We start from the raw sequence: 11,587 nt of genomic DNA, 5'->3' as shown, positions 1-11,587 counted from the left end.
TGCCTTCGGGGACCGTCAGGTCGACGCCGTCGAGCACGACCTTGTCACCGTAGGACTTGCGCAACCCGTGCGCCGCGATGGCCAGGTTGGTCATGAGGGGGACTCCTTTGAGGCTGCGGGTGGTGATGGTGTCGTGGGGCGGTCGTCGGGGGGTCAGTTGCTGGTGGCGGTGATGTCGCCCTGGGCGGTGGTGGCCCGGATGGTGAGGGCGGGAGTGCCACCGGTGTTCTTCAGCGCGTTGCTGATCCGGCCGTAGGTGGTGCCGGCGTCGAGGGTGGCGGAGATGCCGCGAGTGGCGCCGACGGTGATGTCGCCGGATTCGGTGCGCAGGGTGACGGTGCCGCCGGTGGCTTCGGTGATGGTGAGGTCGCCTTTTTGGGTGCTGATGTCGGCGGGTCCGCCGAGGCGGCCGACGGTGATGTCGCCTGCCATGAGGGTCAGGTGGGCGCCGGCGGTCTCGTCGAGTTTGAGGGTGCCCTGGGCGCCTTCGAAGGTGACGTCGCCGAGGCGGCCCACTCCGCGGAAGTCGGCGGCGGCGGTCTTGGCCTCGATGCGGGAGCCGACGGGGAGCTGGATCGTGATCTCGACGGACCCCGAACCGGTGCCGAGGATGCGGTTCTTGGCCGGTGCGGCCTCAATGCGCAGGACGCCGTCGGCGTAGACGATGGTGACCTGCTCCGCCGCCTTCACATCCCGGCTCTTGGAGGCGTTCGCCGGCAGGACCTCCACCACGGTGTCCGCGCGGTCGGCGGCGATGACCTGGATCCGGCCCGCGGGAATGTCGATGACAGCCGAGACGGGGGCGGGCGTGTCGAACTTCTGCATCATGCTCTCCTTCACCTGCACCGTGCGCCCCTGCGGCGCCCGCGCTTTCCGATGACAGAAACGCTACGTTGCATTCACTGTTCTGACAACACTGCTGTTGCGCAAGTTGACCGTAACTGCTGGTAGATGCGCGAAAGTTGTTGCAATGGCCTCGCGCATAACGCAACGCCCTTACATCAGCTTTGTTGCAATGATTGGAGGTGAACGCTATCCGTGGGCCGCGCGGCACCGTATGCGGCGAGGGACGGTGCCGGTCCCGGCCACGACGCCACCGGCCGGTGGCCGGTGGCGTCGTGGCGTTCTTTGGCGGCGCCCTCGTACCGGCCTGGCGCCGAAGGGCCCTGGCTCAGCGGATGAGTTCGCGTTCACGCTTCGGGCTGCGCGACGACGAGGGCGCTCCGGCGGGGCCGTGGCCGAGTTCCGCGCCTTCGACGTCCAGGTTGGGCAACAGCCTGTCGAGCCACTTCGGCAGCCACCAGGCCTTGGTGCCCAGCAGGGCGAACAGGGCCGGGACGATGGCCATGCGGACGACGAAGGCGTCGAAGAGCACGGCGGAGGCCAGCGCGAAGCCCATCATCTTGACGAGGTCGTTGTCCTCGGCGATGAAGCCGGAGAAGACGCTGATCATGATGATGGCCGCGGCCGAGACCACGCGGCCGCCGTAGCGGAAGCCGGTGACGACGGCCTCGGCGGGTGTGGCGCCGTGGGTGTAGGCCTCGCGCATGCGGCTGACGAGGAACACCTCGTAGTCCATGGCCAGTCCGAAGACCACGCCGATCATGAGGATGGGCATGGTGCTCACGATGGGGCCGGGCTGGTCGATGCCGAACAGGCCGGCGAGGTGACCCTGCTGGAAGACCGCGACGACCGCTCCGAGCGCCGCGCCGACCGACAGCAGGAACCCCAGAGCCGCCTTGAACGGGACCAGGATCGAGCGGAACACCACCATCAGCAGCAGGAAGGCCAGCCCCACGACGAGGGCGAGGTAGGGCAGCAGCGCCTTGTCCAGGGTGTGGGAGAAGTCGATGATCAGGGCCGTCTGACCGGTGATCAGGATCTCGGAACCGGTGTCCTTCTCCAGGGCGCCGGCGCTGCCGCGCAGGGAGCGGACCAGGTCCTCGGTCGCGGCCTTGCCCGGGCCGCTGGCGGGGATGACGTTGAAGAGGGCGGTGTCGCCTGCCGGGTTGACGGTCGGCGGGGCGACGGAGGAGACGCCGTCCTGTGCGGCGAAGCGTGCCGCGACCTGCTTCGCCGCGGCGGCGACCTTCGGGGCTTCGACGGTGACGGTGAGCGGGCCGTTGAAGCCGTCACCGAAGGACGCCGAGAGCATGTCGTAGGCCTTGCGCTGGGTGGTGTCGGTGGCCATCGTGCCCTCGCCGGGCAGGCCCAGGCGCAGATCGGCGGCGGGCACGGCCAGCGCGCCCAGGCCGACGACGCCGACCAGCAGGACGGCGACCGGGTGGCGCAGGACGTAACCGGCCCAGCGTGCGCCGAGGTTGGGGTGGCGCCGGGCCTGCTTGGCCGCCCGCTTGGCCGCCTTGCGCTGCTTTCGGGGTGAGAGGGGCTTGCTGCGGAACGCGGCGCGGTCGCGGCGGCGCAGGACGCGGATCGGGGCGAAGCCGAGCAGGGCGGGGACCAGGGTGATGGCGATGAGGACGGCCACGGCGACGGTGCCGGCGGCGGCCAGGCCCATCTTGGTCAGGACGGGGATGTTCACCACGCTCAGGCCCGCGAGCGCGACGATGACGGTGAGTCCGGCGAAGACGACGGCGGAGCCCGCGGTGCCCACCGCCCGTCCGGCGGCCTCTTGGCGGTCGTGGCCCTCCAGTTTCTCCGAGCGGTAGCGGGAGACGACGAACAGGGCGTAGTCGATGCCGACCGCGAGGCCGAGCATCATCGCCAGGTTGGAGGTGGTCGCGGACAGGCCGAGTGTGCTGCCCAGGGCGGTGATGGCGCTGATGCCGATGCCGACGCCGATGACGGCGGTCAGCAGCGGCATGCCCGCGGCGATCAGGGAGCCGAAGGTCATCAGCAGGACGAGGGCGGAGATCAGGACGCCGATCTTCTCGCCGACGCCGCTCATGGCGGTGTCGACCTTCACCGCGTCGCCGCCGGCCTCCACGGTCAGGCCTGCGCTCCGGCCCGAGCGCAGGCTCGTGTCCAGCGCGTCGTGCTGGGCGTCGGTGAGTTCGGTGGCACTGGCCTTGTAGGTGGCCACCGCGTAGGCGGTGGTGCCGTCCTTGCTGACCGCGCCGGTGGTGAACGGGTCGGTGACCCGGGCGACGCCCGGGTTCTTGCCCAGGTCGCCGACGAGGGCGGCCACGGCTGTCTTGTTGTCGGCCGCGGTGATGCGCTCCCCCTTCGGGGCGCGGACGACGACCCGGGCACTGGCACCCTCGGCGCCGGCGGCCGGGAATTTCTCCTCCAGCAGGTCGAAGGCCTTCTGCGACTCGGTGCCCGGCATGGAGAAGGTGTCGGCGGGCGGCGCGGGTGCCGAGGAGGCCGCGAATCCCGCTCCGAAGAGAACCAGCAGCCACAGCAGGACCGTCAGGCCTCGCCTGCGGAACGCGAATCGGCCCAGTTTGTAGAGCAACGTCGCCATGGTGGGGGGCTCCCGTCGGGATCGGATGGCACCAAGACCCGCGCAGGTTAACAAACCGCAGTGGCGGTTTACTTACACTGGTGGTGATTCTCCGCCACTCCCGGGACGGCCCTCGAGCGCGCCTCCAGCGTTTCCCGAGCGGGCCTCGCGGCACGGCGGAACAAGCGCCCGGTACACCCCGGCCCCGCCCGGCACGCACCTGGTCACGCGCACCTGGGCTCTTGCGACAGCCTGCCGGAGTGCGCTCGAAGCGTGGTCGAGTCCCGCTCGGCCCCAACGTCAGCCCCGGGCATGCCCGTTCGACGCTGCTGGCGGTCCGCGCCGGTGGCGGTCCGGCCGCGCCGCACGACGACGTCCGGATCCGGGCGTACGACGCGCATGCCCGGCGTGGGTCCAAGTCGGCCGGGTAAGCGAGGTGTTGATCAGGCCGGTGGTGTTCTGTCGCCGGAAGGGCGCAGGTGTACGGTCCAGTTTCCCTCGTCCATCGCTCAACTATCCCTATACGGAGGGCGGTTAGCCTCCGATCATGGCCGGCCCGGTTCCGGGCCGCTGTGCCAAGACGCTCCGCCGGGAGGAGGGCCCCGGGCCTGCCCGCCTCCCCACACGACAAGGACTGCCTGTGAAAGTTCATCACCTGAACTGCGGCACCATGCACCCGCCCGGCGCACGCCTGGTGTGTCACGTGCTGCTCCTGGAGACCGCCGGCGGCCTGGTCCTCGTCGACTCCGGTTACGGGCTCGACGACATCGCCGATCCCGGGCGCCGGGTCGGGCCGTCCCGGCGTTTCGTGCGGCCCGTGTTCGACGTCGAGGAGACGGCCGTACGGCAGGTCGAGAGGCTCGGGTTCACCCGGGAGGACGTCCGCCACATCGTGCTCACGCACTTCGACTCCGACCACATCGGGGGGCTGGCCGACTTCCCCGACGCCCAGGTCCACCTCACCGCGGACGAGGCCAGCGGCTCCGTCCACTCCCCCACCTGGCGGGAACGGATCCGCTACCGGCGGCCGCAGTGGGAGCACGGCGTGAAGCTCGTCGAGCACCGTCCCGACGGCGAGCGGTGGCGCGGCTTCGCGGCGGCGCGTGAACTCGACGCGATCGCCCCCGGGATCGTGCTGATCGCCCTGCCCGGGCACAGCCGGGGGCACGCCGCCGTCGCCGTCGAGGCGGACAGCGGGTGGCTGCTCCACGCCGGGGACGCCTTCTACCATCTGGGTGTCCTGGACCGGCGCTCCCCCGTCCCGCGCACGCTCAGCGGCATGGAGTCCCTGATCGCGTACGACATCAAGCAGGTGCGCGAGAACCATGCGCGGCTCGCCGAGCTGTACGAGCGCGGGGAGCCCGATCTGCTCATCGTCAACGCCCATGACCCCGTGCTGTTCGAGCAGGCGCTCGCGCGCGCCTAGCGGGACCGGCGGGGGTCGGGGTCCGTGTCGGGCCGGGGGGTGGGTGCAGGTGTGCGGGGCCCCGGCTTCGGGGTCTGTCGCACGGTCAGTTCCGCCCGGCGTACGTCGCCGGAGAGGAGGCCGACGATGGCGGCGCTCGCGCTGATGCCCGCGCCGATGAGGAACATCGGTGTCACTCCGACCGCGCCGGCCGCCAGTCCGAACAGGGGGAAGACGAGCGGGGCGAGTCCGACGTGGGACAGGGCCAGGACGCCGGCGACGCGACCCTGGTAGGAGGCGGCCGTGTTGTGCTGGATCAGGGCGATGGACAAGCCTCCGCACACGCCGCCCACCAGCCCCGCGAAGCCGGCGACCGTCGCCGCGCCGGCCACCGTCGGCAGCAGTCCGATGGCGCCGATCGCGGCGGAGGCGACGACGAGCGTGCCGACCTGGGCCATTCCGGCGCGGCGGATCCGTCCCATCAGGGACAGGCCCACGGCTCCCAGCCCGGCCCCGACCGCGAACGCGCCGAGGATCCAGCCGATCGAGGAAGCCCCGAAACCCCGCTCCCCCGCCAGGAGGAACACTCCCACCTGCAGCGGCGCCATGAACCCGATCTCGCTCAGCGCGGTGGCAAGCACGAGCGGCCCCACCAGGCGGTGGCGGCGGATGTAGCGCAGTCCGTCGGCCAGGTCCTGCCAGGGGCTGCCGCGTTCGGCCGCGCCCGGGTCCGCCGGCAGGGGCGCGATGCGCACGCCGCCCAGCAGGACGAGGGAGAACGCGAACAGCACCCCGGCCGTCGCGAAGGCGGCCTCGCCGTGGTGGGCGAGGGCGAACCCGGCCAGGGGCGGCCCCACCGCCTTGCCGATCCGGATCGCCAACTGCCGCATGCCGACGAGGCGGACAACCTCGTCGGGGGCCGTGAGGCGCGGTGGCAGCGCGCCCACCGCCGGCATGAACAGGGCGTCCACCACCCCGAAGACCAGCGCCACCACCACCAGCAGCCAGATCTTCGGTGTGCTGAGCCACAGCACGGCGGCGAGCGCCAGGATCACCGCGGCCCGCAGGGCATCGGAACCGATGACGACCTTGCGCGGATCGAACCGGTCGGCCACCACACCGCCCAGCAGCATCAACAGCGCCCTCGGGACGGCACCCACCGCCAGCACCAGGCCGACCTGAGCGGGTCCGGCGAACTGCGCGGCCGCCCAGCCCAGAGCGAGGAAGTAGACGCTGTCGCCCACGATGGACGCGAAGTAGGCGGTCAGCCAGCGCAGCACGTTCGTGTCGCGGTGCGCGGGCCGGGCCGGCCGTGCCGGGCTCTGCCCGGACGGGCCGGGCCAGCCCGACCCGGCGCCGGACGCATCCGGAGGCGTGCACGTTCCCTTGCCCGCAAGGGGGTTGGGCGGGGGACCCGCCTCCGGGACGAGGGTGGCGGCGCGGGGCCCGGGGCCGGTGGGCGGGGCGGAGCCGCCGGACCTCGGGAACCCGGCTCTGGCGGCATCGGCATCGGTCACAGCCGGGATCCTCACCTCAATCTCCATACGGGACAAGGGATTCCGGTACGTCCTGGGCCAGGGCTCCACCGGCGTTCCGGCGGAAGCCTTCCCGCCGGAACGCCGGTGGGACCGGCGGAGCGGGCGGGTCCCGCGGCCGGATCGCGGCTCAGTCGGTTTCGTCCGGTGTCGTCTCGGGCTTGGTGTAGAGGACCTCGCGGGCCTGTTCCGCGGCGCGGGCGAGGCTCTCGGAGACGTAGTCGAGGAAGCGGGCGATGTTCTCCAGGCGGTTGCCGGCCGGGGTGCCGTGGCCCAGGACGCCGACGCCCTGGCGTGCGGTCTCCACGATCTGGGCGGTGGAGCGGGCGCTGGCCATCATGGACTGGTACCAGACGTCGTCGTCGACGACGTAGCGCTCGCGGCGGCGTTCGTCGCGCTCCCTGCGGACCAGGCCCTGGCTCTCCAGGAACGCGATGGCCTTGGAGATGGACGCCGGGCTGACCTGGAGGCGCTGGACGAGTTCGGCGGCGGTGAGGCTGCCGGAGTCGGTCAGGGTGAGGCAGGCCATCACGCGGGCCATCATCGTGGGCGCGCCCGAGGCCATGAAGACGGTGGTGAGCACCTCTTCGTACTCGCGTACGGCCTGTTCGTGGCGGCCTTGCGGCTGGGGTGTCCTCGCGTCCCGGGGGGTGGCCTGCTTGCGGCGGTGGGCGCGGTGTTCGGTGGCCCGGTGGGCGAGGTCGGCGCGGTAGGAGGTGGGGCCGCCGTTGCGCATCACCTCGCGCGTGATGGTGGAGGTCGGGCGGTCCAGGCGTCGGGCGATCTCGGCGTAGGCGAGGCCGTCGGCCAGTCCCAGCGCGATCTGCTGGCGTTCCTGCTGGGTGAGCCTGCCTCCCGGCATCGCGGTCTCCTTCGTCGTGCATGGCGCGTGTTGTCGGGACTATAGCGTTCACATCCAATTCATTGCAACAACAGAAGTCGAGAGTGTTGCGTTAAACGTTGAACCATTGCAACAATTTCCGCTCTGCCAGCTGTAGTTATGTGCATGTTGCGCAACGACACTGTTGCTCGATCAGTGAATGCAACGTAGCTTTTCTGTCATCAGAAACCGCGGGCCGCTGGGGCGCGCGATGCAGGAGAAGGAGAGCACGATGCAGAAGTTCGACTCCCCCGCCCCGATCTCCGCCGTTCTCGACATCCCCGCCGGCCGGGTCCGCCTGGTCGCCGCGGACCGCGCCGACACCGGCGTCGAGGTCGTGCCCGCCGATGCCTCCAGGGGCGCCGACGTGAAGGCGGCCGAGCAGGTCACTGTCGCCTACGCCGACGGCGTCCTGCGTATCGAGACCCCGCAGGCCAACAGCCGCCTCCTGGGCGCCGGTTCCGGGTCCGTCGAGGTCACCGTCCAGCTCCCCGCCGGCTCCCGCGTCGAGGCGAGGACCGCCGCCGCCGAGATCAGCGGCACCGGACGCCTCGGCGACGTCACCCTCGAATCCGCCCAGGGCACCATCACCCTCGACGAGACCGCGAGCGCCCGCCTCACCCTCGCCGCCGGTGACATCACCGTCCACCGGCTCGGCGGCTCCGCCGAGATCAGCACCCAGAAGGGCGACCTGACCATCACCGAAGCCGTGCACGGCACCGTCACCCTGCGCACCGAGGCCGGCCACATCACCGTCGGCGCCGCCCACGGCGTCTCCGCCACCCTGGACGCCGGCACCGGCTACGGCCGCGTCGACAACGCCCTGAACAACTCCGAGGGCTCCGCCGCAGGCCTGGCCATCCACGCCACCACCGGCTACGGCGACATCACCGCCCGCAGCAACTGAACGGCAGGGGCCCTCGGCGGGCACCCGCCGCAGATCCCCCGGTCCTCATCCGCCGCACGGCAGTCAACGGGCATCCGCCGGGAGACGGATGCCCCACACCTCGCGCAGTGCGTCGCACACCTCGCCGACGGTGGCGCGGGCGCGCAGGGCTTCCCTCATCGGGCGCAGGACGTCGCCGTCGCCCGCCGCCGCCTTCTTCAGCCTGGTGAGTGCGGCGTCCACGTCCCGTTGTTCGCGCCAGGCACGGAGTTTGGCGATGCGTTCGCCCTGCCGCACCGCGGCAGCGGGGTCGGCGGGCGCCGGCCCCTCGGGCCTCTCCCCGTCGAAGGTGACGGAGCCGGTCAGGGGCACGACGTACGCGCCGGGGCCGGTCTCCCGGACCACCCGGCAAGCATCGGCGGCCCACTGCGGAAGCTCGGTACGGCAGTACCGGACGAGGTCCGCGGCCAGCCGCGCGGACGGGCCCGGCGGGAAGATGCGGTCGCCGTCCGGCACGCACTCCCCCGCCCCGCCGTCGTGGAACGTGCCGGACAGCCGGCCGGCCGCCGCTCCCTGCTCCTCGGCGACCAGCTGGTACAGAAGAAGAAGCGGCGCGGCGCACGCGCCGCAGCGCATCGAGGTGACGACTTCCTCCAGCGGGATCCCGGCGAACAGCACCCGCATGTCGTCGATCGAGTCGATCGCCACCCCCGCCCGGCCGACCTCACCGCGCGCCGCCGGCGCGTCGGAGTCGTGCCCCGCGCGGGTCGGCACGTCGAACACCACGGACAGATCCCTCACGCCGGCCGCGATCAGCTTCCTGTGGCGGGCGTTGCACTCGGCCGCGGTGCCGGAAGCGGTGGACGACCACCAGGTGGGCGCACGGTCCGCGCCCGGGTCCGGCGGGTGCACGACACGGGTCGGCGGGTGCGCGGCCGGCTCGCCGAGCCACTGATCCGCCTCCCCGAACCCGAGACGCCGGCCCGCCTCCCCCGGACCCCGGCCGCCCCGCTCCCCCGTCCGCCGGGCCGGGTTGAAGGGCTCGAGAGCCCGCGGACCGTACGCCGGCTCGGTGGGCGGTCGTGGCGCGCCTGTTGCGGTGTGCTCCATGCCATCCCGTTTCTCGGTGCCGCCTCGCGACGGGATCCGGCGTCAGCCGACGACGGTCCAGGTGTCTCCTCCGGCCAGCAGTGCGCCGAGGTCTCCCTTGCCGTTCTGCTCGATGGCCGCGTCGAGCTGGTCGGTCATCTGCGTGTCGTAGACGGGGCGTTCGACGCTGCGGAAGACCCCGATGGGGGTGTGGTGCAGCGTGTCGGGGTCGGCGAGGCGGGACAGGGCGAACGCTGTGGTCGGGGACGCGGTGTGGGCGTCGTGGACCAGGATCCGGTGCCGGGTCTCGTCCGTCACCGGGACCACGACCAGGTCTCCGGTGGCGGGGTCGCGGACGACGCCCTTGGACTGGTCGGTGCCGAAGGTGATGGGCCGGCCGTGTTCGAGGCGGATGACGGCTTCCTCGGCCTGCTGCTTGTCCTTGAGGACCTCGAAGGCGCCGTCGTTGAAGATGTTGCAGTTCTGGTAGATCTCCACCAGCGCGGTGCCCGGGTGGGCGGCGGCCTGGCGCAGGACGTCGGTGAGGTGCTTGCGGTCGGAGTCGACCGTGCGGGCCACGAACGAGGCCTCCGCGCCGATCGCCAGGGACACCGGGTTGAACGGGGCGTCGAGCGAGCCCATCGGCGTCGACTTGGTGATCTTCCCGACCTCGGAGGTCGGCGAGTACTGGCCCTTGGTCAGGCCGTAGATCCGGTTGTTGAACAGCAGGATCTTCAGGTTCACGTTGCGGCGCAGGGCGTGGATGAGGTGGTTGCCGCCGATGGACAGCGCGTCGCCGTCACCGGTGACGACCCACACGCTCAAGTCCCGGCGCGAGGACGCCAGTCCGGTCGCGATCGCCGGGGCACGGCCATGGATCGAGTGCATCCCGTAGGTGTTCATGTAGTACGGGAAACGCGAGGAGCAGCCGATCCCGGAGACGAAGACGATGTTCTCCTTCGCCAGACCCAGCTCCGGCATGAAACCCTGCACGGCCGCCAGGACCGCGTAGTCACCACAGCCCGGACACCAGCGCACCTCCTGATCGGACTTGAAGTCCTTCGCCGTCAGCGGTACTTCGGGCCTGGGGATGAGGGTCAGGGCCTCAGCGGGCATCGATGGCCTCCTTCAGCGCGGTGGCGAGCTGCTCGGCCTTGAACGGCATGCCGTTGACCTGGGTGTAGGAGCGGGCGTCCACCAGGTAGGTGGCGCGGATCAGGGTGGCGAGCTGGCCGAGGTTCATCTCGGGGATCACCACCTTGTCGTAGGAGGCGAGGATGTCGCCGAGGTTGCGGGGGAAGGGGTTGAGGTGGCGCAGGTGGGCCTGCGCGATGTGCTCACCGGCCGCGCGGAGCCTGCGGACGGCGGCGGTGACGGGCCCGTACGTCGAGCCCCAGCCGAGGACGAGGGTGGTCGCTTCGCCGGTGGGGTCGTCGACGTCGAGGTCGGGGACGTCGATGCCGTCGACTTTGGCCTGGCGGGTGCGGACCATGAACTCGTGGTTGGCGGGGTCGTAGGAGATGTTCCCGCTGCCGTCCTGCTTCTCGATCCCGCCGATCCGGTGCTCGAGCCCCGGCGTGCCGGGGACCGCCCAGGGGCGGGCGAGGGTGTGCGGGTCGCGCTTGTAGGGCCAGAAGACTTCCGTGCCGTCGTCCAGGGTGTGGTTGGGGTGCTGGGCGAACTGGACGCGCAGGTCGGGAAGTTCGTCACTCTCCGGGACGCGCCAGGGTTCGCTGCCGTTGGCGAGGTAGCCGTCGGAGAGGAGGAAGACCGGGGTGCGGTAGGTGACGGCGATCCGGGCCGCCTCGATGGCCGCGTCGAAACAGTCCGCGGGGGTGCGCGGGGCGACGATCGGGACCGGGGCCTCGCCGTTGCGGCCGTACATCGCCTGCAACAGGTCGGCCTGCTCGGTCTTGGTCGGCAGACCCGTGGACGGTCCGCCGCGCTGGATGTCGATGACCAGCAGCGGCAGTTCGAGACTCACCGCGAGACCGATGGTCTCCGACTTCAAGGCGACACCCGGCCCCGACGTCGTCGTGACCGCGAGGGAACCGCCGAAGGCGGCGCCCAGCGCCGCGCCGATCCCCGCGATCTCGTCCTCCGCCTGGAACGTGCGCACACCGAAGTTCTTGTGCCGGCTCAGCTCATGCAGGATGTCCGACGCCGGAGTGATCGGATACGAACCCAGATACAACGGCAGATCCGCCTGCCGCGACGCCGCGACCAGACCGTACGACAGCGCCAGATTCCCCGAGATGTTGCGGTACGTACCCGTCGGGAACGTCTGCGCCGCCGGAGCCACCTCGTAGGAGACCGCGAAATCCTCCGTCGTCTCCCCGAAGTTCCAACCCGCCCTGAAAGCCGCCAGGTTCGCCGCCGCGATCTG

At 71.3% G+C, this 11,587-nt stretch carries 9 protein-coding genes; 2 read left to right on the top strand and 7 right to left on the bottom strand.

What is annotated here, in order from left to right; genetic code table 11:
* Nucleotides 1-153 precede the first annotated feature (153 nt).
* Both AB0C62_RS41685 and AB0C62_RS41680 read right to left on the bottom strand, forming a co-directional pair.
* Complete coding sequence (locus AB0C62_RS41685) at nt 154-825, bottom strand: DUF4097 family beta strand repeat-containing protein (RefSeq protein ID WP_362982458.1); 672 nt, start codon at nt 823-825, stop codon at nt 154-156.
* A 346-nt stretch (nt 826-1,171) separates the two neighbouring features.
* Nucleotides 1,172-3,427: an MMPL family transporter gene (locus tag AB0C62_RS41680; protein ID WP_362982454.1), complete on the bottom strand. Its 2,256-nt coding sequence runs from the start codon at nt 3,425-3,427 to the stop codon at nt 1,172-1,174.
* 619 nt (nt 3,428-4,046) lie between these two features.
* Between AB0C62_RS41680 and AB0C62_RS41675 the strand changes: the two genes are divergently transcribed.
* Entirely contained in the window at nt 4,047-4,832 is a 786-nt protein-coding gene (locus tag AB0C62_RS41675) for an MBL fold metallo-hydrolase (RefSeq protein ID WP_362982452.1), read from the top strand.
* Here AB0C62_RS41675 and AB0C62_RS41670 read toward each other — a convergent pair.
* Nucleotides 4,829-6,328 (bottom strand): MFS transporter, encoded by a 1,500-nt coding sequence (locus AB0C62_RS41670; protein ID WP_362982450.1) that lies wholly within the window; start codon nt 6,326-6,328, stop codon nt 4,829-4,831. The genes AB0C62_RS41675 and AB0C62_RS41670 overlap by 4 nt on opposite strands.
* A 148-nt stretch (nt 6,329-6,476) precedes the next feature.
* A complete protein-coding gene (locus AB0C62_RS41665; RefSeq protein ID WP_081222043.1) occupies nt 6,477-7,208 on the bottom strand; it encodes a helix-turn-helix domain-containing protein in 732 nt (243 codons plus the stop codon).
* Between the two features lie 250 nt (nt 7,209-7,458).
* On the opposite strand from AB0C62_RS41665, the gene AB0C62_RS41660 reads away from it, so the two are divergent.
* Nucleotides 7,459-8,133 (top strand): DUF4097 family beta strand repeat-containing protein, encoded by a 675-nt coding sequence (locus tag AB0C62_RS41660; RefSeq protein WP_362982448.1) that lies wholly within the window; start codon nt 7,459-7,461, stop codon nt 8,131-8,133.
* Nucleotides 8,134-8,196: 63 nt separating this feature from the next.
* Here AB0C62_RS41660 and AB0C62_RS41655 read toward each other — a convergent pair whose 3' ends face one another.
* From AB0C62_RS41655 to AB0C62_RS41645, 3 genes are all read right to left on the bottom strand, one after another.
* Nucleotides 8,197-9,024 (bottom strand): methylmalonyl-CoA mutase family protein, encoded by an 828-nt coding sequence (locus AB0C62_RS41655; protein WP_362982456.1) that lies wholly within the window; start codon nt 9,022-9,024, stop codon nt 8,197-8,199.
* A 240-nt stretch (nt 9,025-9,264) separates the two neighbouring features.
* Nucleotides 9,265-10,317 carry a 2-oxoacid:ferredoxin oxidoreductase subunit beta gene (locus AB0C62_RS41650; protein WP_266854978.1) on the bottom strand — a complete coding sequence of 351 codons (1,053 nt, stop codon included), beginning with the start codon at nt 10,315-10,317 and terminating at the stop codon, nt 9,265-9,267.
* Nucleotides 10,307-11,587: 2-oxoacid:acceptor oxidoreductase subunit alpha (locus tag AB0C62_RS41645; RefSeq protein ID WP_362982446.1), on the bottom strand; the 1,281-nt coding region annotated here is incomplete at its 5' end. The genes AB0C62_RS41650 and AB0C62_RS41645, both read right to left, overlap by 11 nt.

This window comes from Streptomyces sp. NPDC048643 (genome assembly GCF_040650615.1).
GTDB lineage: Bacteria > Actinomycetota > Actinomycetes > Streptomycetales > Streptomycetaceae > Streptomyces.
The sequence above is the reverse complement of the archived record's forward strand: the minus strand, read 5'-3'. Positions and strand labels throughout refer to the sequence as shown.